Below are 24,065 nucleotides of genomic sequence, written 5' to 3'. Positions count from 1 at the left end.
TTAGTGGGATTGCCTGGAGCGGAAGAACTCCGGATGTTCCTTCTCCAGCGGATCAAAGCGGCTGACCAGCTGGGCGAGGTGATAGCGCATGGCCGAGCGGGCTTCGTCCGGGTTCCGATCACGAATGGCTTCGACGATGGCCAGATGCTCGCGCACCGCGTCATCGTTGCGACCAGGCTCCGGCAGAAGAAGCATGCGCGGCCGCTTCAGTTTCAGCGCAATAGTGGCAACCGTGGCAGCCACACCGGGGAAGCCGGTAAACTCCATCAGCAAGGCGTGAAACTCTTCGTCCGCCTGATAGAAGCCGGCCGTGTCGTGATCTTCGACCAGCATGGCCTGCAACCGAACATTGCGCGCCAGTTTGGCATATTGTTCGGACGTATGGTCGCGCGCCACCTTTTCGACAGCCGCCACTTCGAGCGCCTCGCGCATGAAAGCAGCCTCGCGAATTTCCTCGATGGAGAACCGCGCCACACGCGTGCCGCTTTGCGGGATCACATCAACAAGGCCCTCGGATGCCAACCGTGTGATCGCTTCGGAGACGGGCGACCGCGACACGCCGAGCTCGTCGCAGATGGCGCCTTTGCGGATCAAAGCGCCCGGCGGGAACGTCAGCGACATGATCGCTTCCTGAAGCGATTGATAGACACGCTGCGACAGCGACCCCGGTAAATCATCAATTGCGGTCAATGCTCGTGCGTTAAAAGCCTGCGTCATCCCCGTCGAATCTCCTCGATCAATGTCTAACATGTTAGTTGACACTGTGTACTAGTCAAGATAGAACTCTATTTAACATCTGATGTCAGTAGACGCCAGAGGCCAAGAAAACCAAGAATTCAAGGGGGAGGATGTACAGGAATGGACCGAGGCGCTAGATTGATTCGCCTGCATTCGAATGACAACGTGGCCATCGCATTGCGCGATCTGGCCGCGGGCGAACGCCTCGACGAGATTTCCATGCCCCTCAAGCTTGCAGTTCCGCGCGGCCATAAAATAGCGACCCGGGATATCTCCGCGGGCGAAAACGTTTATCGATACGGACAGATCATCGGGCAGGCAAAGGCAGATATCCACGCCGGCGACCATGTGCACGTTCACAATCTCGGCATGGGCGAACACCATCAGGATTATGGTCACGCGACACAAAGTGAGCGTCTTGCCCCTGCCAACGAACAACGTACGTTCCAGGGCTACCGTCGCGCCGATGGCAAGGCCGGCACCCGTAATTACATCGGCATCCTGACCACTGTGAACTGTTCCGGCTCGGTCGCAAAATTCATTGCGGAAGCAGCGGAGAAGGCGGGTTTTCTCAACCAATACGCGAACATTGATGGTATCGTTCCGATCGTTCACTCGACCGGCTGCGGCATGTCAGGGGAGGGCGAAGGCTATGCCACGCTGTTCCGGACCCTGTCAGGCTATGCGCAGAACCCCAATTTCGGAGGCATCCTGCTGCTCGGCCTCGGCTGCGAAGTCATGCAGATCCCCGAGCTCGTAGGCGGCCGTAAAATCCGCGCAGATGGCGCTCTGCAGTACATGACGATCCAGCAGGAGGGTGGAACGCGCCGCACGATCGAACGCGGCCTGGAGGCCCTTAGAGGCGTCGCAGAATACGCCAACAAGGCCGTACGGGAGCCAATTTCCGTTTCTGAGATCACAATTGGGCTGCAATGTGGCGGTTCTGATGGATATTCCGGCATTACAGCAAACCCCGCATTGGGCTATGCATCCGACCTTCTGGTCCGCCATGGCGGCACCACAATCCTGTCGGAGACTTCCGAAATCTACGGTGCAGAACACCTGCTGACGCGCCGTGCGGAGACGATCGAAATCGGCGAAAAGCTCATCGAGCGCATTCGCTGGTGGGAGGATTACACGGCCCGCAACGGCGGTGAAATGGACAACAATCCGTCTCCTGGAAACAAGCGTGGCGGCTTGACGACCATCCTCGAAAAGTCCCTCGGCGCCGTCGCCAAGGGCGGCACGGCCCCGCTGAGCGGTGTTTACAAATTCGGTGAGAAAATCGACGCAAAGGGTTTTGTCTTCATGGATAGTCCGGGTTTCGACCCGTGCTCCGTGACCGGCCAGGTCGCCTCCGGCGCCAACCTCATCGTCTTCACCACAGGCCGCGGATCTGTGTCGGGCTACAAACCGACCCCCTGCATCAAGCTCGCGACGAACTCGGAGATGTACGCGAAACTGGCAGAGGATATGGATCTCAACTGTGGGGATATAGTCACCGATGGGGTCAGCATTGAGGAGAAGGGGCAGGAGCTTTTTGAGCTCATTATCCGTGTCGCGTCCGGCGAGCGGACTAAGAGCGAAGAACTAGGCTTCGGAGGTGCAGAGTTCGTTCCATGGCAAATTGGTGCCGTGATGTAACACTCTCGCGTGACAAATTACTTTAATTTAATGCACTGCTTCAAGAATAGCTCGTGTAAAGGTTTAGCTATGCGCCTCAAAGGCTTGAATATATTGGTGACGGCGGCAGGGCAGGGGATCGGACGCGCTTCCGCGCTCGCCGCAGCAGCAGAGGGCGCGACCGTCTACGCGACGGATATCAATACTGAAGCCCTGGAGTCACTTTCTGCTGAGAATTCAAGCATTAGCACATCGCGCCTTGATGTCACGAAGCAAGCTGAAATCGACGATTTGGCAGCGAAACTGCCCAAACTCGATGGTCTGTTTAATTGCGCAGGTGTCGTTCACAACGGGACGGTGATCGACATCGCAGATGCGGATTGGGCCTTCGCCTTCGAACTCAATGTCACGGCGATGATGCGCATGTGTCGCGCATTCCTGCCAGGAATGATCGACCGTGCCGCCGAAACCGGCACGGCCTCGGTCTTGAACATGGCCTCGATGGCATCCTCCATCAAGGGTTTCCCGAACAGGGCGTCCTATGGAGCGACCAAGGCGGCGGTCATTGGCCTGACCAAGTCCATCGCAGCAGATTTCGTCAAGCAGGGCATCCGTTGCAATGCACTCTGCCCAGGAACGGTTGATACGCCTTCGCTGCGCGGCCGCATTGCAGCTTCAGCCGATCCGATCCAGGCCGAGAAGGACTTTATCGCACGCCAGCCCATGGGGCGCCTGGCGAGTGTCGACGACATCACGCCAATGGTCATCTATCTCTTGTCGCCGGAGAGTCGCTTTGTGAGCGGGCAGGCCATGTTGGTCGACGGAGGCGTCACCATCTAACCTCGCAAGCGTCTGTGCGGCTTGGGAGGGCTGCCGAATGAAGACAATCATCGAGATGAGGGGGATCGAAAAGCGATTTCCGGGTGTCCATGCCCTGAAGTCCGCACGCTTCGATTTACGTGAGGGAGAAGTTCATGCCCTCATGGGCGAGAACGGGGCAGGCAAGTCCACACTCATGAAGATTCTTGCGGGCATCTACCAGCCCGACGCAGGTGAAATCTTCATGGAAGGCGAGCAGCTTGAGCTGACGGATCCGCGCAGCGCCCAGACCGCCGGGATCGGCATCATTCACCAGGAACTGAGCCTGATGAATGATCTCACCGCAGCACAAAACATCTTCATAGGCCGCGAACCCCGCAAGGCGTTCGGCCGCCTCGATGAACGCCTTCTCAATCAACAGGCAGCCGAGATCTTCCAGGCAATGCGGCTCAAGATGGATCCGCAGGTGACCGTCGGTTCCCTGACCATTGCCAAGCAGCAGATGGTCGAGATCGCCAAGGCTCTATCCTACAAGTTCCGTGTCCTCATCATGGACGAACCGACGGCGGCACTGAACGACGCGGAAATTGCCGACCTGTTTTCGATCATCCGCGACCTGAAGGCGCAAGGCGTCGGCATCGTCTATATCAGCCACAAGATGGATGAGCTGAAGCGCATCGCCGACCGGGTGACGATCATGCGCGATGGCGAATATGTCGACACCGTACCTGCGGCCAACACACCCATCAGCACGATCATCACCAAGATGGTCGGGCGAGAAGTGAAAGACGAGCCGCTGCAGGTCCCTGACACCTCCAAGAACCCGATTGCCTTGGAAGTACGCGGACTTAGGCGCGGACGTGAAATCAAGGATGTAAGCTTCACGCTCTCTCGGGGCGAAATTCTCGGCTTCGCCGGCCTCATGGGTGCGGGCCGGACCGAAGTTGCGCGCGCCATCTTCGGCGCAGACCCGCTCGAAGCAGGCGAGATCTTCGTGCACGGTAAGAGCCTGACGATCCGCACGCCGCATGACGCAGTCAAGGCAGGGATCGGCTACCTGTCGGAGGACCGTAAGCATTTCGGCCTCGCGCTGCCCATGGATGTCCGCAACAACATTGCTCTTGCGTCATTGAAGTCTTTCACGAAGTTTTCGGGCCTTCTTGATGAAAATGCGATGAAAAAAGTGGCGCAGGAATACATCCAGAAGCTCGGTATCCGCACCCCCTCAGACACCCAGGAGGTGAAGCTGCTCTCAGGCGGAAACCAGCAGAAGGTCGTCATCGCCAAGTGGCTGCTGCGAAACTGCGACATCCTGATCTTCGACGAACCCACCCGCGGCATCGATGTCGGGGCGAAATCGGAAATCTATCAGCTGCTGATGGACCTCTCAAAGAGCGGGAAGGCGATCATCGTCATCAGCTCGGAGCTGCCGGAGGTCATGCGCCTGTCGCACCGTATCGCCGTCATGTGCGAAGGCCGCCTCACCGGGATCCTGCCCGGCGGAGCAGCGACCAAACAGGAAGACATCATGCATCTCGCCACGCAGCGAGAATCGATGGTCATAGAGACCGATACGGACACGCAGAGGAGGGTAGGGTGACCAACACCGATATCTCGGCCCCTATGGCCGCCACGACCACCAAAGGCCGGTTTTCTGGCGCCCAGCAGAAGCTTTTGGCTTTCGGAACACTGATCGTCCTGTTGATCGGCTTCAGCCTGGCCTCGCCGAACTTCATGCAAACGTCAAACATCCTGGCCATTCTGCAAGCAACCAGCGTGAACGGCATTCTCGCCGTCGCCGCAACGCTTGTCATCATTACCGGCGGGATTGACCTTTCGGTTGGCACATTGATGACGTTCACCGCCGTTATCGCCGGTGTTGTCCTCACCTACTGGGGATTGCCGCTGCCAATTGGCATTGCTGCAGCCATCCTGACCGGATCGGCCGTCGGGCTGACATCTGGCGCGATCATCGCCAAGATGAAGATCCCGCCGTTTATCGCAACGCTCGGCATGATGCTGATCCTGAAGGGCCTGTCGCTGGTCATTTCCGGCACCAAGCCGATCTATTTCAACGACACCCCATCCTTCCCGGTCATCTCGACTGGCTCGATCGTGGGCGATGTCATTCCTGGCGTACCCGTGCCCAACGGTGTTCTGGTGCTCTTTCTCGTTGCAGGACTTGCATCTTATATCCTGGGTCGCACTGTCCTGGGCCGCTATTGCTTTGCCTTGGGGTCGAATGAGGAAGCCGCACGACTCTCAGGCGTCAGTGTCGATAACTGGAAAATGGCGGTCTATTCTCTGTCCGGCGGGATCTGTGGCATTGCCGGACTGGTCATCGCGTCCCGCCTCAATTCCGCACAACCGGCGCTCGGCCAAGGCTATGAGCTCGACGCGATTGCAGCAGTGGTCATCGGGGGGACCTCACTGACCGGCGGTCGCGGCACCATTCTCGGAACAGTCATCGGCGCGCTCATCATGTCCGTTCTGCTCAACGGATTGCGAATTCTGTCCATGCCACAGGAATGGCAGACAGTCGTCACTGGCTCAATCATCATCATCGCCGTCTACGCGGACATGATGCGAAAGCGGAAGGCCTAGGCCGTCCGAGATAAAGAACCGCGAGGGTGGAGGAACCCCGGGGGAACTGAAAGACTAATTATAGTGAACTAACCTGAGGAGGAGATCATGTTCACAAGACGTACATTCCTGGGCGCAGTCAGCGCCACGGCCGTGGTTGCAGCGACCGGTGTCGCCAAAGCCGCAGATAAGATCTACATTCCGCTGATTTCCAAGGGCTTCCAGCACCAGTTCTGGCAAGCCGTGAAGGCTGGCGCCGACAAGGCGGCAAAGGAATTCGATATCCAGGTGACCTTCGAGGGGCCGGACACCGAGGCACAGGTCGACAAGCAGATCGACATGCTGAGTGCAGCACTCGCCAAGCATCCATCTGCCATCGGCTTTGCCGCACTCGACAGCAAGGCGGCCATTCCGCTGCTGAAGAAAGCCCAGTCCGAGAAGATCCCGGTGATCGCCTTCGACTCCGGCGTCGACAGCGATATTCCGGTCACCACCTGCTCGACGGACAACGTAGCCGCCGCAGCCCTGGCAGCTGACAAGATGGCTGCCCTGATCGGCAATGAAGGAAAGGTCGCCCTCGTCGTTCACGACCAGACATCGCGCACCGGCATCGACCGTCGCGATGGCTTCGTCAACCAGATCAAGGCGAAGTATCCGAAGATCCAGATCGTCGACATCCAGTATGGTGCCGGCGACCAGCTTCAATCGACGGAAATCACCAAGTCGATCATCACGGCTCATCCAGACATCAAGGGCTTCTTCGGTGCAAACGAAGGCTCGGCAATCGGCGTTGTCAACGGCGTCAAGGAATCCAAGAAGTCGAAGATCGTCATCATCGGCTATGACTCTGGCAAGGCTCAGAAGCAGGCGATCATGGATGGCATCATGTCTGGCGCCATCACGCAGAACCCGGTCGGCATCGGCTACGAAACCGTCAAGGCTGCTCTTGCTGCCGTGAAGGGCCAGCCGGTTCAGAAGCATATCGACACCGGCTTCTATTGGTACGATAAGAGCAACATCACCGATCCCAAGATCGCGGCGGTCCTCTACGATTGATCGGCCCCGCCAATCCTAAGATGGCCCGGTGCTAGCTGCGCCGGGCCTATTGCGTTAAACAGGAGAAAGACCCCCATGAAATTGCTGCGCTACGGTCCCGCCGGACAGGAAAAACCTGGTCTCTTGGATGACCGCGGACAAATTCGCGACCTGTCAGCTGTCATACCCGATCTGGCCGGTTCTTCGCTCCTGCCGGAAACCATGGAGCGCCTCATGGCGCTGGACATAAACGCCTTGCCTGTCGTTGCCGGCGCGCCTCAGAAGGATGTCCGGATCGGGCCTTGTGTCGGACAGGTCGGCAAATTCATCTGCATCGGTCTCAACTATGCAGACCACGCGGCCGAGACAGGTGCAACCGTTCCGCCGGAGCCCGTCGTCTTCAACAAATGGACCTCGGCGATTGTCGGCCCCGATGACGACGTGAAAATCCCGCGCGGATCCGTCAAGACCGACTGGGAAGTCGAACTCGGTGTCGTGATCGGGAAGGGCGGAAGCTACATCGACGAAGCGGATGCCATGTCGCACGTCGCGGGCTTCTGCGTCATCAACGATGTGTCCGAGCGCGAGTATCAGCTGGAACGGGCAGGGACCTGGGACAAGGGCAAGGGCTGCGACACGTTCGGCCCACTTGGTCCCTGGCTGGTTACGCCTGATGAAGTCGGCGATTTCGATGACCTCAAGATGTGGCTCGATGTCGATGGGCATCGCTACCAGAACGGATCGACGAAGACCATGGTCTACAAGGTTCCGTTCCTCATCTCCTATCTCAGCCGGTTCATGAGCCTGCAGCCGGGTGATGTCATTTCCACAGGCACGCCCCCGGGTGTCGGCATGGGCCAGAAGCCGCCGAAATACCTGAAGGGGGGCGAGGTGATGTCGCTGGGCATCGAGCGCCTCGGTGTTCAGACGCAACGGGTCATTGGCTGACCGGATCCGGTCTCCTTTCAGAGCCGCATCGAAACAGCCGACGCCGCGATGGATCATCGCGGCGTTTTTCATGCGCGCTTCACCCCGATTTCGCCATTTGCCCGCAGCTGCGCCATCAGCATCGGCCCGAGTGAGAATTCACCACGCTCGGCTCGACGTGTCAGATCTCGCAGATAGCCGCCCGCCGAATTGATGTGGCCTGCCCGTTCCAGGATGCAGGCAATGGCCGTCGCCGCATTTTCAGGACCCATCACGGCGCATGCCTCTTCAAAGGCGCTCGGAGAAACGCCCAGCATCGACCTCACGACAACCGCCGCACCGAGGAATTCACGCCAGCTCGAAATAGCGCCGCCCGGACCATAGTCGCAAATCTCCGGGCAGGCCGACAAGACCATCGCGAGCGGGAAGGGCTTCATCATGGCCTCAGCGGATGGCCCACTATCCGGGTAGCTGACAGGCTGTCTCATGGCTGCCCGCATTGTACCTGGCTGTCCGTCCATCGGTTCATCCAATTGGACCTTCGGCGAATTTGCCGCAACCGGATTTCGCTCCTGCTTCTTTTCGAAGCTAGGTTCAAGTTCATATTGAGGTTGTGTATTTGAATTCTGTTTGTGCCGCTCAGAATGATCGTGATTGCCGCTATAATTTGGAGAATTCTGACGCTCCGTCATGAACTTGGCCAGGTTTTCGCGAAGGGCGTCGAGCACGATCAGGATCGCGTCGAGTTCTGCTGCCTCAGGATGACGAGGAAGGCTCGACATCACATCACGATAGAGATCGCGCATCTGGGCAATGTTCTCGTCTTCATCGCCTCCATCCTCATCAATCGCAGCCTGAAGCAATTTGACAATGTCGCGCCTGCAGATCGTCAACCGCTCCTTCAGCGCCTGATATTGAAGCCTTTCCGCAACCACGGCAGCGGCCAGCGCTTCGAATTCTGCAGCACGCTGGAGAAGGGGGGCAAGCGAAAAGCCAAATGCCTGGCCGATATCGCCCTCGCTGTCACGGCGTGCGAAGCGCTTCCCATTGGCGCTGTCTCGGCGGATCAGCAAACCAACCTCGACGAGCGCGGCGATGTGACGGCGGATCGTCGCCTCGGCCATGCCATGAGCCCGCAAAGAGAGCTGTGCATTGGAGGGAAAGACGATGAGGCTGTCACCGCCTCGCAACTCTGATTTCGGATAAAAGCTGAGCAATGCGTTGAGCAACGAAAGCGCCCGGTCCGAGATATTCAACCTCGGACGGGCCTCGCAAAGCCAGCGATAGAGCTTCCATTTGTCAACACACGCATTTTCGTCGATTGCCTGGGCCGCCAGCTGATCTGCGAGCATGCCATAGGTCATCGGCCGCCGCCCAAAGGGCGTCGTCACATTCCCCGTGTACATCTTTCTACCTTTCTAAAAGGCAAAAGAACCCACCCGCCATGAATGGCGCCAAAAACTCTTGACTGTGATTCGGGGAAATGCGATTCTCAAGTTGCGACACTTAGAGAGAGGCTTCCGCGACGGCGACGTTCTGGGAGCTTTTCTTTTACCGGATTGAATTCCTTTCGGTATTGTCCACTTCGACCCGGAAACCGGGCGTTCGTTTATCCTATTGACTGTCAGGTGACAGGTTCTTCGGCGTTACGATATCGAGCGCGCTGAACTCGTCGAGCAGGCGAGGCAACTCTGTCCGGACGAAATCGGCAAAGGCTCTGCCACGCTCATTGGCGGCAACGATACGCAACTCTTTACTCGTATACTTGATCTCTCCGAGCCCAAATCCGTCAGCCTCGCGCAGCGGCGAGTTACCGGTTCCCAGGGCACGGGATTCAGCAATGAGTTCGTGAACCCAAGAAAAGCGGGCGTCTGAACCCATCTTGCGAATCCGTTCGGACTGCAGCATGTCGCGGATGTTTTGGACCGCATTTGAATTTTTTGCAAAGGATTTCGCCAGCGCCACCCAGCGCGGTCGGCCGATCTTCGGCGCCCGCCCGATCGCTTCGATGATATCGATCGGGACATGCCGGCAGACACCGCGCATGCGGGCGAGTTCGGCATCATCAATCGAAAGAGCCGTATAGATATCGCGAGGGCGAAATTTGGCATCATCCATGCGCCGAGCGAAGAGCGCTCGCTCGATCCACGAGAGATCCTGCCGGGCGCTGTTTTCTATACCCTGTGCGACGGCCAGTTCGCGATCACCGATCTCGAGGACATGAGCATTTACAGGAATTTTCAGCTTTTGCGCAGCCGCGAGCCTTCGATGGCCATAGACAACCTGATATCGGTCTGGCTGATCCGGGTGAGGTCGAACACGGATCGGAACCTGCTGACCGTGCTCTGCGATGCTCTTCACAAACGCCTCAAACTGCTCGTGATCGTCATCCGTCAGCCGGTCGGCAAACGGCGACGGCTCGATGAGCGCCGTATCAAGCTGGAGAAGCTCGTCGATGTGTGAAACGCTGGGGGAAGGGGACGCCGCCAACTCGGGCTTCTTCGGCTTCGAGCTTTGCTGCTTGGCCGAGTCTGGTGCCGGAACAAGGCTGAACGCGGAGCCCGCGAGTTTTCGACGGCTCATTGCGCACCTCGTGAATAAAGCACATTGCGGCCTGAGGAATGGAGCGCCATGAAATCTGAACGCACAAGTACGGCTCGGTCAAAAGCCGCCACCGCGTCGTTCCCAGATTTTACGCGACTCCATCGCATCCGTATAATGCACCTTGATCCTGACAGCGCCAAAAAAGGCACAACTATCAGATAGGCCACGATTCTTGTCCCGCGTCCAGCCCGTCGGCGACAAAGCGACGCGATCGAGTGTATACTTAGTCAGGCAGACATTCGCAGCGCCTGATCTGATTGTTCCATAACATACCTTATGAGATTTGAATATGGTGCGGGGCAGATTCCATTTTCAAATGCAACGAAGACGATAATGGCCATATTTCCGGATGGAAGCCCGGCACTCGCTGCCATGGAGAATGCACACCATCGTCCGATGCATCATTGAACGGCCGGATTCGAAGAGATCGTATCCCAAAACGCATTGCGGCCCGCGCAGTGCGCGGGCCGCAATCAATATATGTATCGATTTATGATATGTATCGATTTATGTTCAGACCGGCAGCGCTATCCGCTGGTCGCCGACACTCTTTCGCGGCAGCGCGCGAATGCGGCCGTTTGCAGTGTCGTGCGCCGAAGCGAGAATGCCTGCCTCAAGCGCAGCGGCCATGAAGGCTTCCCGGGCGTTTTCCGACCTGCCCAGCTCGTGGCATGCGAGCTTGCATTCATGCACGGCAGCCTGATGATGCTTGCCGCCAGATGAAGGCCAATCGTCATGCAGAAGCGCGAGCGCCTGCGTAGGCCCCTCGACGACCATGGCATCGTCGGAAAAGAGACCGATGCGAATAGGTGCAATCCATTTGATATCGAATGTGAGCATGTGCGCTACCTCCAACCCTCAAAACTCGGCCCGCATAGAAAGGTTCCCCAGCATGTGGAACTTCGGGCGCCAAATGTCATTGATCAGGCGCAACGAGCGGTAAGATGACACCGAGGGCAGGTGAACCGCTCAGAATCGCGCGCGGCCCCTCATTGGGATACCGACCTGTCATATCTTCAATGACGGTGTAGAGGCTCTCGTTGAGAAAGGCCGCTGCCCCGGTCGTCAAAGTCCCCTCACCTTTTTTCACACTTTTGCCCTGAAAGTCCGCCTCTGCTGTCGTCGCGACGGTCCGAGCATCGCTTCTGCTTTTCGCACGGACAACAACTTCTCCCTGGCAGGGAGACACTGCCCAGTTGGGATCCTCCGGATCTGCGACGGGAAACAGCCGGTAAATGCGCATGATCATTTTGCTCCTCTTCAACGGCTGGCAGCCTTGGGATCAACAAATGGCGCGCCGCACTTGTTCCACGCGCTGTTTAAGGGAACCGAACCTTGACCAAGGCGTTCCGGATTGAGCGCACAGGCATCGACATGCCGCGCTTTGACGCCACTCAAGGAGGACAGACATATGACCCCGAAGATTGCCACAAGCCGCCTCGCCGATCCCGGCGACAACTGGCACGGCCCGGTAGTCGAGTTCACCACCGACGACCACATGACGTTGATCGTCAACATGCCGTTGTCGGCATCGGAAGCAGAGGTGGACCCCATCAATCGGGCGCTTTCCGCCCTGACCGCCCTCTCCGGCTCCGCTGAGGCGGAACGCGCCAGCCGGGGACTGGATGGTGGTGCGTCCAGCGCTCGCACTGCGCAGAACCTCGCAGAACTTGAGGACCAGCTGAACCAGGGGCTGGAGGATTCATTTCCCGCCAGTGATCCGGTTGCGACCATCGTGACCTCGACGCTTCCCAAACGCGGAACCGAGACCGGCTGAATGCAAGGTTGTTCGACGCGATCAAGGAACGAGGAAGACAAGCAAAAACCCGGCGGGGACATCCGCCGGGTTCTTCTTGATCAATCAACGATCAGACCGACTTAAGCAGCAGTCAGGCAGCCTTCTTCTGAGCCGCCTGATTGACTGCGGTTTCGGCCAGCTTGGTCAGGGCCTGGTCGGTCTTGGTCTCCTCTGCAAGGGTCTGTTCGAGCAGCGTGACCGCGTCCTTCAAACCCAGCTCGCGCGCCCAGCTGGCGAGCGTGCCGTAGCGGCTGATCTCGTAATGCTCGACGGCCTGGGCGACCGCGAGAAGCCCTGCGTCGAGCGCCGGCGATCCCTTGAACTCGTCCATGATCTCTTCCGCCTCCTCGACGATGCCGTCGATGGCCGCGCATGTCTTGCCGCGGGCCGCCTTGCCGATGATTTCGAAGACCTGCTGCAGTCGTTCCACCTGCCCTTCGGTCTCGTCGCGATGCTTCTGGAACGCACCCCTGAGCTTCTCGCTCTGCGCGCTACGCGCCATTTTCGGCAGCGATTTCAGGATTTTCCGCTCCGCGTAATAGATGTCGCGAAGTGTCTCGTGGAAGAGGTCATTGAGGGTCTTGTCTGCCATGGGAAGGTTCCTTTGTTTTATGTTTCTTGCCTCCGTCGAACTGGTGGACCAACCAATTGTTCCAGCCTCACGGTTGCCCTCGTTCCGCAAACGCCGACAGCACCGCAAAGGGGTCCACATGGCCGTCATCGCTAGGACTGATTGAACTTCGGCATCCTCTGGAACCTTGCCATACCTGCCGAGTTTGAACTCCGAACAAGGTGCATTCCGCAACGATCGGCCAGGCGGTTTCACGACAGCCTGCACCGCGAGGAATACCATCTTGAAGAAATGGAGGACCACAATGCCAAAAGCACAACAGACAACGGACCACCAGACGATCCGGGACTGGATCGCGACCCGCAAAGGCCGGCCTTCAACGGTCGCCGGCGACGGCAAGAGTGGAATTCTGCGTGTCGATTTCCGGGAGAAGGATGAGGATCTGACCGAAGTCGACTGGGACGACTTCTTCAGGATCTTCGAGGAGTCCCACCTCGCCTTCCTCTACCAGGAACAAACGGCGAGCGGAGAAAGAAGCCGCTTCAACAAGTTCATCGAGCGCGGCTAGGCCGATCGTGTCGGTGAACTTGGGCCACAGCTGCGGACGCGGTTATATGAAATTTCTGGTACTCATCACCAAGAGCGGGCACCGTGCACCCGCAGCGCGATCGTCGGTCATCGCCCGCCGACCCAAGCTCGCCCGGCATGAGCCGCCTTTCTAGGATGCCGTCTCCAGAGTCCCCCCCTCTGATCTCATACGTCAGGGCAAATGCGGCTCGGTCCTTGTGGATGGTTCGTCGATCAGCGTCTGAAGCTTAACGGCAAGCATGTGGATCTCGTCAGGCATCTCCGCGGCACCGATTTCGGAAGCCAGTTCTTTCACGAGCCGTTCAACCTCGGCATGTTCGGCGCATTCGGTGTTGTCATCGGATGATTGAGCCAATTCGGCCTCGCGCTAACACGTTTCGTGTTCCTTTACTCGACATTGGTTTTACGGCCGTGTTCATGCGGCAGATCAATCAGCGCCGCAATATCCAGCATAATTTTAGTCACCCCTAAATATAGACGGCATCGACGCGGAACAATGGCATCCGCACGGGCATTACCGGACATAGCTCGACATTCATCACGTGAGCACAAAGAGGAGGAACTGCGCCATGCGCGAGTTGGAGCCCCACCCTTTCCGGTTTCCACCAGCGAGCCTCCGTCAATCGGCGGACAACGCGTTTGCTGCGCGTCTCGCGAACTCCCGCACGTGACCGTCAGAGCACGTATTGAAGTCCTAACAGTTGGCACGGGTCGTTCTTGCCAATGCTCGATCAATACCAGGCGTGGAAACCGACATGAGCCGTGAACAAGTTGTCGAGCTCATTCCCGCATTGCGGGCCTTCGCGAGAATTCTGTGCCCCCAGCCGGAAAATGCGGATGATCTCGTGCAGGAAACGTTGATCAAGGCGATCGCAAATCTCGACCAATATACCGAAGGCACACGGCTCAAGTCGTGGCTTTTCACGATCATGCGAAATACCTTCAACACGCGCTACCGCAAGCGCGAGCGGGAGGTCATCGGGCTTCCTCCGGACAGCGCCAACACGCTTGTATCGCAGCCCAACCAGGAATGGTCGGCGCGTGCCAAGGAGGTCTACACCGCACTCATGCGCCTGCCCGACCAATATCGCGAGATTCTGGTTCTGATCGTCATTCAGGGCGAAAGCTACGAAGACGCAGCAGTGATCTGCGATTGCGCCGTCGGCACGGTCAAGAGCAGGCTGAACCGGGCGCGCCAACGGCTGAAGGAAGAGCTGGGCGAGGTTGCAGAGGAATAGCAAAGCTTGGCTGCTGCCGGCAGCGCGCGCGAGGCCAAGCGAACCCCTGCCATCAAGCGGTGCGCGATGATCTGCGCATCTCCGTGATACTAGCCTCGCGTGACCAGGTCCCGCCGCTTTCGGAACACGATGGAACGGTCAGTGCGCTTCGGATGACGGGACCTGCGATGGCCCCACCGAGATCCATCGCAAGGCTTCCGTCCTTGCCGGTGCCGTCAGCGTTCTTCGCGCTCCCGCTCCTCGACAATCCGCAGAGCCGTCCGCGCTTCCTGGAGCAGAGGTTCGAGATCCTGGCCGCGCGAACTTGCGTCCATTCGCGCCTCGATCTCCTCAATGAGTTCGATGAGGCGCTGCTGGCGGTCTCCAAATGGCTCTCCTCCCATCGCGATCGCGTTGATGTCGGGCGAGGTGATATCGAGCGCCACGCTCGTTACGTCGGTCTCCGAGCCGACAGGGGCGTTGATGACATCCGGGTTTTCCTGTTTGCGGCGGTGATTGATATGGCTGTCCGACATGGTGCGTCTCCTTGCTGAAATAACTGTCTCCTGATCTCAACGCGGAAGCTTGCAGATTGTTTCGATGCAAGGCCTCGGACGCGGTGGAACAAGCCCGGTGCCCAAGAGTTTCCTTTCAGTAACTTCACTTCCGAAAACACTTGGAGAAGGTCATGAAATACCTGCTCGTTATTCTTCCGCTGATGGCGCTGGCATCCTGCACGGCGACTGAGAGAGGTGCCGCCATCGGTGGTGCCGGCGGTGCCATTGTTGGCGGCGCAGTCACCGGCGATGTCGGAGGCGCAGCCGTTGGCGGCGCAGTGGGTGCTGTCGCCGGTGCACTGATCGGTTCAGCCAGCGAGCCCGGCCGCTGCTACTACCGGGACCGCTACAGTCGCCGCATCGTTGACGACTGCCCCGGCGACTACCGATGGGGTAACCGCCGTTACTGATCTCTCGGATGCAACAACGCATTCAGGAGACTTCGGGAGGGCGCGCGCCGCCCTCCGGTTCGCACAGCAAGAGTGTAACCGCAACAGCGCGACGTGACTTCCTCTTCTCACCCATGCGCAAGAGTGGGCGTTCTTTGCCCCGGAACGAGGAGACTGCCATGCCAGCCAGATCCAGGGCGCAGCAGAAGGCAGCAGGCGCTGCACTTTCGGCAAAGCGCGGCGATACGAAGAAAAGCCAACTCAAGGGCGCCTCACGCAGCATGGAGAACTCCATGACCGAGAAGGAGCTCACGGCGCTTGCCTCTACAAAACACAATGGCAAACCCGAGCACACGTCCGATTGAAGGGGGGCACACTCCAATGGTTTACAAGCCCAGACGAAACCATGACACAATATCGGAAGTCGAAGTCCTGCATCCCGTGAAGGCTGATCTCGAGATGCACGTTGCAGACCTTCTTGCCACCAGCGGATCTGTTGACGCCTCCGGCGTGAAGGTGATCGCCAAGGGAAACCGGATTCATCTCGCAGGCCATGTCCATAGCCTGGAGGAAGTCGAACGCTGCAAGGAAATTGCCCTTTCTGTGGAGGGGGTGGCGTCCGTTGAGAGCGACATCGGGCTCCAGGGCAACGAAGAAACGCCGGATCAGCATTGATCCGGCGCCTCCGTGCAGCATTCCTACTGAGCGTCAGTCCGCGATTGTTCGGATTGCCGCTCTTGCGGTCCGTCGATTGCAGTATCTCAGATATCGGAGTCCGAAGGGATGTGGCTGTCGGCACCGATCAGCACCAAGTCGTTTCTGCACCGACGCACTCCGCGGACTGAGGTCGTCAGTCTGCTCGCGAGAACTCGTGCATGTTCCGTTTCAACATCTCCTGAAAGCACTGCAACACCTTCATGCACGGTAACCGTGATCAGGCGCATGTCGAAATTTTCGTTCTCCGACAGGAGTTCTGTAATTTTCTCCTCGAGCACGTCATCTTCAATCACACCACCCTCGCCAGCATCCGAAATCTCCGGGCCGCCGTGACTGCTGATATTCGGGCGGTTCCCGATCTCGACGCCGGCGCGTCCGGATTCGTCGAAATTCGAACCGGTGGTGCCATAGGGCGCATTGCGATCGGCCGGCAAGCCATCCTCATCGGCATAGGGCCAGCCCTCACCGATGTTACGCTTGTCGTAGTCGCGATAGTCCTCTTCGCGGTCTGTCTCAGGCGGGCTTTTTCGTTCGGCCATGGTCGCTCCTTGGGTTGGAAGTCGTATCGGGCTCAGGGTTGTCGCTCGGGAAGAACGAGGCCGGCACGCGAATATCGGTGCGGCGCGACCTCGGCAAAGGTGGAAGATTGAAGGCCGGAGTTGCCTCCGGAAGCGCCCAGGCAATCACTTGGCGCCGGATTTCTTCTGCGAATTTTTCAACGTCTTTGGGGCGTTCGGGATTCTGGGTCATGGAGAGGAAACCACCAGTGCCGCATTAGGTTCCACACGGCCTATGATTTCCGGCCCCTAGCTTCCATGCGCGCCCGTGCCGCATCGAAAATAGCGCGGACTTCCACTGCATACTCCGCCTGCTCGGCATATCCGTCTGTCGGAATGCCGCCCGGATCCTCCTCCTGATCATAGACGGCGAGGTCCTCACCCGGTCCGCCCTGTGCACCTGCGGGAACGTGACCACGCTCCGCCATCAGCAGCGATGTCAATTCGATCAGAAGTTCCCGATGGGCATTCAACCGCCCCCGAAGCTTCGTCATTTCGGCGTCTTCCATGGCAACCTTCCCAAGTTGTTTCCCAGGCGGAAGAACGGCGGCAGATCGCCAAAGTTCCACGGCGAGCGCGTCTCGAAACATCTGGGAAGTCAGTTAGTGAAGGCTGGAAGGACTGAAGACAAAGGAGAGGAACAAACCTCATCGAGCGGTTCATCCTCGACTTGCATCAACGCAAGCCACGCCGGACGCGTTTCCGATCCGGCATGGTTGATGCTGTCAGGTTTGGTGGCCGAGATGGCAAACCCGGTCAGGCGTCTCCGGGAACTGTGTACCCGCAGGTTTAGCGATGCTTGAAACTCGGCGGCCGCTTCTCGGTGAAGGCGGCCATGCCTTCCTTCTGGTCTTCCGTCGCAAAGAGCGGATAGAAGACACGCTGCTCGTAGTGCAGTCCTTCGGTCAGGGTCGTCTCGAAGGCGCGGTTGACCGCCTCCTTCGCCGTGACCACGGTAGGCCGAGAATAGGAGGCAATGGCTTCTGCCGCCGCCAGCGCGGTTTCGAGCAGCACCTCTCCCGGCACAATGCGCGCGACAAGCCCGGAGCGTTCGGCCTCCTGCGCATCCATCATGCGGCCGGTCAACACCAGGTCCATGGCCTTCGCCTTGCCGACAGCACGCGCCAGCCGCTGCGTGCCGCCCATACCCGGAATGACGCCGAGCTTGATTTCCGGCTGGCCGAATTTCGCGCTCTCGGACGCGATGATGAAATCGCAGATCATGGCGAGTTCGCAGCCACCACCGAGCGCAAAGCCCGAGACGGCGGCAATCATCGGCAGCTTCGTCGCGGTAAGAGCGCTGAAGCGGCGACCGAAATAGTCGGCATTCTTCATATCGATATAGGTCTTGCCGGACATTTCCTTGATATCGGCACCCGCCGCGAACGCCTTTTCCGAGCCGGTGATGACAACGCAGCCCACACTTTCGTCGTCGTTCAACGCGTCGAGATGCGCGCAGAGCGTTGTCAAAAGCTCCGCATTCAGTGCGTTCAGCGCCTGCGGACGGTTCAGCGTCAGAAGCGCCACACGGCCCTTGCGTTCCAGAAGAACAGTGTCACTCATCGGTATTCCTCCAACTCAGTTCATGTTTGAACAGAGTGCTAGCATGCAAGCGGGGCGCCGGGAAGTCATCCGAAGGTCAGATGCAGCGGCCGCCATCCACTTCCATGGCGACGCCGGTGATCATCGAGGCTTCGTCTGAGCAGAGGAAGCAGGCGGCGTTGCCCATGTCTTCCGGCGTCGAGAAGCGTCCGATCGGAATGGAGGCGAGAAACTTCGCCCGCACATCGGGGGTATCCTCGCCCATGAAGCTCTTGAGCAGCGGCGTTTCACCGGCCACCGGGTTGATGGCATTGACGCGCACGCCAGCAGGCGCAAGCTCGATCGCCATGCCGCGCGTTGCCGTGATCATCCAGCCCTTTGAGGCGTTATACCAAGAGAGCCGCGGCCGCGGACTGACGCCGCCGGTCGAAGCCACGTTGAGGATTGCGCCCTTCCCGCGTGCCTTCATATGCGGCACGAGATGACGCGCTGTCAGATAGACAGACTTTACGTTGACCGAAAGAACCCGGTCGAAATCCATCTCCGACACATCTTCCATTGCCGCCGGCAGATGCGTGACGCCAGCGTTGTTGACGAGGATATCGACCTGACCAAACGCCTCAAGCGCCGCTTTCGCCATGGCCGCCACGCTTTCATCCTTCGAGACATCGACCTGGTGGCCGATGGCAAAAGCACCAAACTCCTTGGCAAATGCCTCTGCAGCAGCGCCATTGATATCGGCGACCATGACCCTGGCGCCCTCGGCGATGAACTTGCGCACAATGCCTGCGCCGAAACCCGATGCCCCGCCCGTGACGATGGCCGCCTTGCCTTCCAAACGCATGATTGTCTCCTTACCCATGCAGCGCGGCCACGGTCTTCAGGACCGAAAAGCCATAAAGCGCCTCAAAACCCTTTTCCCGCCCGTGGCCGGACTTACCGGTGCCACCGAAGGGCAGTTCGACGCCGCCACCGGCGCCGTAATTGTTGATGAACACCTGACCGGCGCGCAGCCGCTTGGCGAGACGCATCTGCCGCGCGCCTTCACGCGTCCACACACCTGCAACCAGACCGTAGTCCGTACCGTTGGCGATCCGGATGGCATCTTCTTCCGTGTCGAAGGGAATGACGGCCTGAACTGGCCCGAAGATCTCGTCCTGAGCCAGCCGGTGCGACGGATCAAGGCCGGCAATCAGGCGCGGCGCCACATAGTTCCCGCCCCTCGGGGCATCGGCAACGACGATGCCGCTTGCCGCGACGCTTGCCTCATCGGCCAGCGCGATGAAACCTTCCACAATCTCCTTCTGCCGCGCCGAAATCAGCGGCCCGACATCCAGATCGGCAATCGCAGGTCCGACCTTCAGCGAGCGATAGCGCTCGGTCATCCGGGCCACGACCTCCTTGTAGACATCCTTCTGAACCAGGATGCGCGAAGCGGCAGAGCAGGTCTGGCCAGCGTTCTGGATGCCGGCATTGACGAGGAAGGGCAGCGCTGCATCGAGATCGGCATCGGCAAAGACAACTTGTGGCGATTTGCCACCGAGCTCGAGTGTCACCGGCACGACATTGCGCGACGCCGCTGCCTGGATCTTGATGCCAACGCCCACGGAGCCCGTGAATGAAATGTGGTTGATGCCCGGATGACCTGACAGGGCCGCCCCCGCCTCTTCGCCGAGACCCGGCACGACATTGAGGGCACCCTTCGGCAATCCGGCCTCGTGGCAGATCGCGGCAAATGCAAGCGCCGTCAGGCAGGCCTCCTCGGCCGGCTTCAGCACCGCGGCATTGCCCATGGCCAATGCCGCGCCAACCGAGCGTCCGAGGATCTGCATCGGGTAATTCCAGGGAATGATATGCCCGGTCACGCCATGCGGCTCACGCAATGTATAGACAGTGTAACCATTCAAATACGGTATTGTTTCACCATGGAACTTATCGCAGGCGCCGCCGTAAAACTCCAGATAACGCGCCAATGCGACCGCATCCGCGCGTGCCTGCTTCAGCGGCTTGCCGACATCCGCAGCCTCAAGCCTGGCAAGCTCCTCAACTTTCTCAAGCACCGCGCGCCCGATCCTGGCCAAAAGCCTGCCACGCTCGAAAGCTGGCATGAAACCCCACTCGCCTTCAAGCGACTGGCGGGCGGCATCCACCGCGCGATCGACATCGGCAGCGCCACCGCGCGCAATCGCGCCGATCACCTCACCGTCGGAGGGGTTTTCCAGCGGCAGCGTATCGCCGCTCTCAGGTGCGACCCAGGCGCCGTCAATGAAGCACTTGTCCGTTGGAAACCACGGCGAAATCATCGGAACTCTCCTTATGGGATCAGGCAGCCGCGATCTCGCGGCGCTTCAGCGCCGCTTCTAGATCGGGCGTCGCGGCAATGAGCTGCCGCGTATACTCGTGTTGCGGATTGGAAAAAACAGTCTCGGTCTCGCCCGTCTCGACGATCTTCCCAGCCTTCATCACCATGACCCGGTCGGTAATGGCGCGCACCACCGACAGGTCATGCGAGATGAAGAGATAGGACAGGTCGAGCCGGTCGGAGAGACCAGCGAGAAGATCGAGAATTTGTGCGCGGATCGAAACATCGAGTGCGGACACCGCTTCATCCAGCACGATGAGCGATGGATGTGTGATCAGCGCGCGGGCGATCGCAACGCGCTGACGCTGCCCGCCGGAAAACTCGTGAATATATTTGTCAGCATCGCTGGCCCGCAGTCCGACATTCTCCAACGCCTCGGCAATCCGTGCGTCGAGCGCCGAACCGGTCGGCGCATCCGACCCCATGAGATAGAACGGCTCGGTCACAAGCCGACGGACCTTGTGGCGCGGATTGAAAGAGCCATACGGATCCTGGAAGACAACCTGCATCTTCCGCCGGGCGGCGGCACTTGCACCAGCCTTCGTCGTCACAAGCTCTCCACCGACGCGGATCTCCCCTCCCTGCGTGGCTTCGAGGGCGAGGATGGCGCGGGTGAGTGTCGACTTGCCGCAGCCACTTTCCCCGACAAGGCCGACATTCTCGCCCTTGTGGATCCTGAAGCTGACATCGTTGACGGCACGGAAGGCACCGGCCCGGACAAACAGAGATTTGCGGGGCAGCGCGTATTCGCGAACAACCGAGGAAACCTCCAACACGGGAACGGCGTCCAAAGCCACCTGCGGCGGCTTGCGCACAGGCTGGTGGCTGGTCGCGGCCATCAGCGCTCTGGAATAGGGATGCTGCATGGCCCTGAAAAGCTGGACGGCCTTTCCGGCCTCGACAACCTCGCCCGACTTCATGATGACGATGCGGTCGGCGATGTCGGCCACAACGGCAAGATCGTGCGTGATGAGGATGAGGCCCATTCCGTCCTCATCAACCAGCTTCTTCAGAAGTGCGAGGATCTGCGCCTGCGTCGTTACATCGAGTGCGGTCGTCGGCTCGTCGGCGATCAGCAGTTTGGGGCGGAGCGCGATTGCCATGGCGATGACGACGCGCTGGCGCTGCCCGCCGGAAAGCTCATGCGGATAGCGCGTCAACGGAAACCGCTCTTCCGGCAGTCCGACACGGTTCAGCGTTTCCCTGGCAATTGACAGGGCTTCCGCCCTGCCCGCGCCACGATGGATCATGACCGTTTCCGCGACCTGATGACCAATGGTCTTGACAGGGTTGAGCGCGGTCATCGGTTCCTGAAACACCATCCCGACATCGGCCCCGCGCACGGCGCACATCTGGCTTTCGGTTTTGGTCAACAGCTCTTCGCCGTCGAGACGGATGGAGCCGGAAACTTCCATGCCATGCGGCAGAAGCTGCATGACCGAAAGCGCCGTCATGGACTTGCCGGAGCCACTTTCACCGATGACGCCGACCACCTCGCCACGGTCTACCTCGAACCTGACATCTGACAGGATTTTCAGGCCAAGGATGTTCAGACTCAGATTTTCGATCTGGAGAAGCGTCATGAGCGGCTCCTCCTGAGCTTGGGATCAAAGATGTCCCGCAGGCCGTCGCCCATCAGGTTCAGCCCCAGCACCGTGAGCACGATGGCAGCACCCGGAAACAGCGCCATATGGGGCGCAAGGCTGATCATGGTCTGCGCATCCGACAGCATACGGCCCCAGCTGGGCGTCGGCGGCTGAGCGCCGAGACCGACATAGGAAAGAGCGGCATCGGCAAGAATGCCCAGCGAAAACTGGATCGTCCCCTGCACGATCAGCAGGTTCATGATGTTGGGCAGGATATGTTCGGCGGAAATCCGGACAGCGCCCTTGCCCGCGACACGCGCCGCAAAGATGTATTCCCGGGTCCAGAGTGTCAGTGCGGCACCGCGCGCCAGGCGGGCGAAGACAGGAATATTGAATATGCCGATCGCGATAATGGCGTTGATCGCGCTTGGTCCGAACACGGCCGTGATCAGAATGGCGATCAGGAGCGCGGGGAAGGCAAAGACAAGATCATTTGCGCGCATGATGACTTCGTCGACCAGCGATCCCTGCTTTGCCGCAGCCCAGAGGCCCAGCGGCACGCCAGCGGCGATGCCGATCCCGACGGCGACGAAGGCGACTGCAATGGAGGTTCGCGCGCCGACCATGATCATCGAAAAGATGTCTCGTCCGAAATGATCCGTCCCAAACCAGTGGACAGCAGACGGTGCCCGCAGTTTCTCAGATACCGCAAGCGCTGTCGCATCATAGGGCGTCCAGACGAAGGACACGAGGGCTGCCAGGATGAAGAGGGCCGTCAGCGCAAAGCCCAGCGCAAAGCTCTTCGACTGGAAGGCAGCGCTGACAAGGCCGCGATTTGCCTCAGGCAGGGAACCGACATTCATCAGGCGCGGCTCCTCAGGCGCGGATCGACCAGCGCATAGGCGATGTCGACCAGAAATGTGATCAGGATGACCGCAAAGACGAGCAGCATCACTACCGACTGAACGACGATGAGGTCGCGCTGCGTGATCCCCTGGAACACCAGCCGGCCGAGCCCGGGGAGATAGAAGACATTCTCGATGATGATCGCACCCGCAAGCAGAAAGGAAAATTGCAGCCCGATGATCGTCAATACCGGGATCATGGCATTGCGCACCGCATGGCGCACCAGCGTCTGCCCCCGCGTCAGACCCTTTGCCCGGGCCGTCCGGATATAGTCCTCGGAAAGCGTATCGAGCAGCGCTGAACGCATGACGCGCGCCAGGATCGATGCCTGCGGCAGCGCCAGGGCAATGGCGGGCAGCGTCAGCGCCTTCAACGCAACGAAGAAGCCTGCGTTCCAGCCCGGAAACCCGCCGGCGGAAAACCACCGGAGCGTGATCGAAAAGAGAAGGACCAGAAGCATGGCGAACCAGAAATTGGGCACCGCGATTCCCAGCTGCGTGACCCCCATAATACCGTAGTCCGCAGCAGAATTGCGCTTCGCTGCCGAAATGATGCCAATTGGCAGCGCAATCGCGGTCGACAAGATCAGAGCGTAGAGTGCCAGCGGCAAGGACACCCATAGCCGTTGTGCAATCAGTTCGCCCGTCGGAACCTTGTAGGTGTAGCTGACCCCGAAATCACCATGCGCGAGGCCTGCGACCCAGGTCAGATAGCGCCAGACCACCGGCTCGTTCAGGCCCATCTGCTGTCTCAGCGCCTCCACCGTCTCCGGCTGCGCATTCATCCCGAGCATATAGGATGCGGGGTCTCCAGGAACGATCTGAAGCACGAGGAAGATCACGACGCTTGCAGCGAGCAGGCTCAGCACAAGGGAGATCAGACGTTTCAGGAGATAGGGGGCCATATGGGTGCCAAGCGATCGGCATGGCCGGAGGCGAAAGCCGCC

General features: G+C 59.3%; 29 protein-coding genes. 12 read left to right on the top strand and 17 right to left on the bottom strand.

From position 1 onward, the window contains the following. The gene (locus LQK84_RS11410; protein ID WP_269071989.1) at positions 1–717 is read right to left on the bottom strand and encodes a GntR family transcriptional regulator; all 717 of its coding nucleotides are present in this window, start codon (positions 715–717) and stop codon (positions 1–3) included. A gap of 141 nt (positions 718–858) precedes the next feature. Between LQK84_RS11410 and LQK84_RS11405 the strand changes: the two genes are divergently transcribed. The 6 genes from LQK84_RS11405 to LQK84_RS11380 all read left to right on the top strand — a co-directional run bounded on the left by LQK84_RS11405 (position 859) and on the right by LQK84_RS11380 (position 7,746). Next, positions 859–2,382: a UxaA family hydrolase gene (locus LQK84_RS11405; protein ID WP_230828843.1), complete on the top strand. Its 1,524-nt coding sequence runs from the start codon at positions 859–861 to the stop codon at positions 2,380–2,382. A 69-nt stretch (positions 2,383–2,451) separates the two neighbouring features. Continuing rightward, positions 2,452–3,201 carry an SDR family oxidoreductase gene (locus tag LQK84_RS11400; protein WP_230828842.1) on the top strand — a complete coding sequence of 250 codons (750 nt, stop codon included), beginning with the start codon at positions 2,452–2,454 and terminating at the stop codon, positions 3,199–3,201. A 37-nt stretch (positions 3,202–3,238) separates the two neighbouring features. Next, complete coding sequence (locus tag LQK84_RS11395) at positions 3,239–4,780, top strand: sugar ABC transporter ATP-binding protein (RefSeq protein ID WP_230828841.1); 1,542 nt, start codon at positions 3,239–3,241, stop codon at positions 4,778–4,780. A gap of 23 nt (positions 4,781–4,803) precedes the next feature. Next, positions 4,804–5,784 carry an ABC transporter permease gene (locus LQK84_RS11390; RefSeq protein ID WP_230828952.1) on the top strand — a complete coding sequence of 327 codons (981 nt, stop codon included), beginning with the start codon at positions 4,804–4,806 and terminating at the stop codon, positions 5,782–5,784. An 87-nt stretch (positions 5,785–5,871) separates the two neighbouring features. Beyond that, a complete protein-coding gene (locus LQK84_RS11385; RefSeq protein ID WP_230828840.1) occupies positions 5,872–6,819 on the top strand; it encodes an ABC transporter substrate-binding protein in 948 nt (315 codons plus the stop codon). A 75-nt stretch (positions 6,820–6,894) separates the two neighbouring features. Further along, positions 6,895–7,746, top strand: a complete 852-nt coding sequence (locus tag LQK84_RS11380; protein WP_230828839.1) for a fumarylacetoacetate hydrolase family protein — start codon at positions 6,895–6,897, stop codon at positions 7,744–7,746. Between the two features lie 68 nt (positions 7,747–7,814). Here the strand turns inward: LQK84_RS11380 and repC are convergent, their stop codons facing one another. From repC to LQK84_RS11360, 4 genes are all read right to left on the bottom strand, one after another. Then, on the bottom strand, positions 7,815–9,131 hold the full coding sequence (gene repC, locus LQK84_RS11375; protein WP_230828838.1) for a plasmid replication protein RepC: 1,317 nt from the start codon (positions 9,129–9,131) through the stop codon (positions 7,815–7,817). Between the two features lie 208 nt (positions 9,132–9,339). After that, positions 9,340–10,308 carry a plasmid partitioning protein RepB gene (repB, locus tag LQK84_RS11370; protein ID WP_230828837.1) on the bottom strand — a complete coding sequence of 323 codons (969 nt, stop codon included), beginning with the start codon at positions 10,306–10,308 and terminating at the stop codon, positions 9,340–9,342. Positions 10,309–10,842: 534 nt separating this feature from the next. Then, the gene (locus LQK84_RS11365) at positions 10,843–11,169 is read right to left on the bottom strand and encodes a DUF982 domain-containing protein (RefSeq protein ID WP_230828836.1); all 327 of its coding nucleotides are present in this window, start codon (positions 11,167–11,169) and stop codon (positions 10,843–10,845) included. Positions 11,170–11,245: 76 nt separating this feature from the next. Continuing rightward, a complete protein-coding gene (locus tag LQK84_RS11360) occupies positions 11,246–11,578 on the bottom strand; it encodes a hypothetical protein (protein WP_230828835.1) in 333 nt (110 codons plus the stop codon). A 162-nt stretch (positions 11,579–11,740) separates the two neighbouring features. Here LQK84_RS11360 and LQK84_RS11355 point away from each other — a divergent pair, with 162 nt between their 5' ends. Beyond that, positions 11,741–12,106: a hypothetical protein gene (locus LQK84_RS11355; protein WP_230828834.1), complete on the top strand. Its 366-nt coding sequence runs from the start codon at positions 11,741–11,743 to the stop codon at positions 12,104–12,106. 112 nt (positions 12,107–12,218) lie between these two features. Here the strand turns inward: LQK84_RS11355 and LQK84_RS11350 are convergent, their stop codons facing one another. Beyond that, positions 12,219–12,719 (bottom strand): YciE/YciF ferroxidase family protein, encoded by a 501-nt coding sequence (locus LQK84_RS11350; protein ID WP_230828833.1) that lies wholly within the window; start codon positions 12,717–12,719, stop codon positions 12,219–12,221. 283 nt (positions 12,720–13,002) lie between these two features. On the opposite strand from LQK84_RS11350, the gene LQK84_RS11345 reads away from it, so the two are divergent. Next, positions 13,003–13,266, top strand: coding sequence for a hypothetical protein (locus LQK84_RS11345; protein ID WP_230828832.1), 264 nt, complete (start codon positions 13,003–13,005; stop codon positions 13,264–13,266). 192 nt (positions 13,267–13,458) lie between these two features. Here the strand turns inward: LQK84_RS11345 and LQK84_RS11340 are convergent, their stop codons facing one another. Further along, entirely contained in the window at positions 13,459–13,641 is a 183-nt protein-coding gene (locus LQK84_RS11340) for a hypothetical protein (protein ID WP_230828831.1), read from the bottom strand. A 400-nt stretch (positions 13,642–14,041) separates the two neighbouring features. Between LQK84_RS11340 and LQK84_RS11335 the strand changes: the two genes are divergently transcribed. Continuing rightward, positions 14,042–14,524, top strand: coding sequence for a sigma-70 family RNA polymerase sigma factor (locus LQK84_RS11335; RefSeq protein WP_230828830.1), 483 nt, complete (start codon positions 14,042–14,044; stop codon positions 14,522–14,524). 215 nt (positions 14,525–14,739) lie between these two features. Here the strand turns inward: LQK84_RS11335 and LQK84_RS11330 are convergent, their stop codons facing one another. Beyond that, positions 14,740–15,039, bottom strand: a complete 300-nt coding sequence (locus tag LQK84_RS11330; protein WP_230828829.1) for a hypothetical protein — start codon at positions 15,037–15,039, stop codon at positions 14,740–14,742. A gap of 152 nt (positions 15,040–15,191) precedes the next feature. Here LQK84_RS11330 and LQK84_RS11325 point away from each other — a divergent pair, with 152 nt between their 5' ends. The 3 genes from LQK84_RS11325 to LQK84_RS11315 all read left to right on the top strand — a co-directional run bounded on the left by LQK84_RS11325 (position 15,192) and on the right by LQK84_RS11315 (position 16,124). Further along, positions 15,192–15,470 carry a glycine zipper domain-containing protein gene (locus LQK84_RS11325; protein WP_230828828.1) on the top strand — a complete coding sequence of 93 codons (279 nt, stop codon included), beginning with the start codon at positions 15,192–15,194 and terminating at the stop codon, positions 15,468–15,470. Positions 15,471–15,628: 158 nt separating this feature from the next. Beyond that, entirely contained in the window at positions 15,629–15,814 is a 186-nt protein-coding gene (locus tag LQK84_RS11320) for a DUF3008 family protein (protein ID WP_230828827.1), read from the top strand. Positions 15,815–15,890: 76 nt separating this feature from the next. Next, complete coding sequence (locus LQK84_RS11315) at positions 15,891–16,124, top strand: BON domain-containing protein (RefSeq protein ID WP_230828826.1); 234 nt, start codon at positions 15,891–15,893, stop codon at positions 16,122–16,124. 86 nt (positions 16,125–16,210) lie between these two features. On the opposite strand, the gene LQK84_RS11310 is transcribed toward LQK84_RS11315, so the two are convergent. The 9 genes from LQK84_RS11310 to LQK84_RS11270 all read right to left on the bottom strand — a co-directional run bounded on the left by LQK84_RS11310 (position 16,211) and on the right by LQK84_RS11270 (position 24,023). Further along, positions 16,211–16,705: a BON domain-containing protein gene (locus tag LQK84_RS11310; protein WP_230828825.1), complete on the bottom strand. Its 495-nt coding sequence runs from the start codon at positions 16,703–16,705 to the stop codon at positions 16,211–16,213. Further along, on the bottom strand, positions 16,680–16,916 hold the full coding sequence (locus LQK84_RS11305) for a hypothetical protein (RefSeq protein WP_230828824.1): 237 nt from the start codon (positions 16,914–16,916) through the stop codon (positions 16,680–16,682). Before LQK84_RS11305 ends, LQK84_RS11310 begins: the two co-directional genes overlap by 26 nt. A 40-nt stretch (positions 16,917–16,956) precedes the next feature. Further along, complete coding sequence (locus LQK84_RS11300; protein WP_230828823.1) at positions 16,957–17,232, bottom strand: hypothetical protein; 276 nt, start codon at positions 17,230–17,232, stop codon at positions 16,957–16,959. A gap of 280 nt (positions 17,233–17,512) precedes the next feature. Further along, the gene (locus tag LQK84_RS11295; protein WP_230828822.1) at positions 17,513–18,286 is read right to left on the bottom strand and encodes an enoyl-CoA hydratase; all 774 of its coding nucleotides are present in this window, start codon (positions 18,284–18,286) and stop codon (positions 17,513–17,515) included. Between the two features lie 76 nt (positions 18,287–18,362). Then, positions 18,363–19,109, bottom strand: a complete 747-nt coding sequence (locus LQK84_RS11290) for a glucose 1-dehydrogenase (protein ID WP_230828821.1) — start codon at positions 19,107–19,109, stop codon at positions 18,363–18,365. A gap of 10 nt (positions 19,110–19,119) precedes the next feature. After that, the gene (locus LQK84_RS11285) at positions 19,120–20,568 is read right to left on the bottom strand and encodes an aldehyde dehydrogenase family protein (RefSeq protein WP_230828820.1); all 1,449 of its coding nucleotides are present in this window, start codon (positions 20,566–20,568) and stop codon (positions 19,120–19,122) included. Positions 20,569–20,587: 19 nt separating this feature from the next. After that, positions 20,588–22,210, bottom strand: coding sequence for an ABC transporter ATP-binding protein (locus tag LQK84_RS11280; protein ID WP_230828819.1), 1,623 nt, complete (start codon positions 22,208–22,210; stop codon positions 20,588–20,590). Further along, a complete protein-coding gene (locus LQK84_RS11275; protein ID WP_230828818.1) occupies positions 22,207–23,076 on the bottom strand; it encodes an ABC transporter permease in 870 nt (289 codons plus the stop codon). The genes LQK84_RS11280 and LQK84_RS11275 overlap by 4 nt, the downstream gene beginning before the upstream one ends. Beyond that, positions 23,076–24,023: an ABC transporter permease gene (locus LQK84_RS11270; protein WP_230828817.1), complete on the bottom strand. Its 948-nt coding sequence runs from the start codon at positions 24,021–24,023 to the stop codon at positions 23,076–23,078. The genes LQK84_RS11275 and LQK84_RS11270 overlap by 1 nt, the downstream gene beginning before the upstream one ends. Positions 24,024–24,065 lie beyond the last annotated feature (42 nt).

The organism is Rhizobium sp. C4, from assembly GCF_021026315.1.
GTDB lineage: Bacteria > Pseudomonadota > Alphaproteobacteria > Rhizobiales > Rhizobiaceae > Ensifer_A.
Note: the sequence above shows the minus strand (reverse complement) of the source record. Positions and strands in the feature narration are given on the sequence as shown.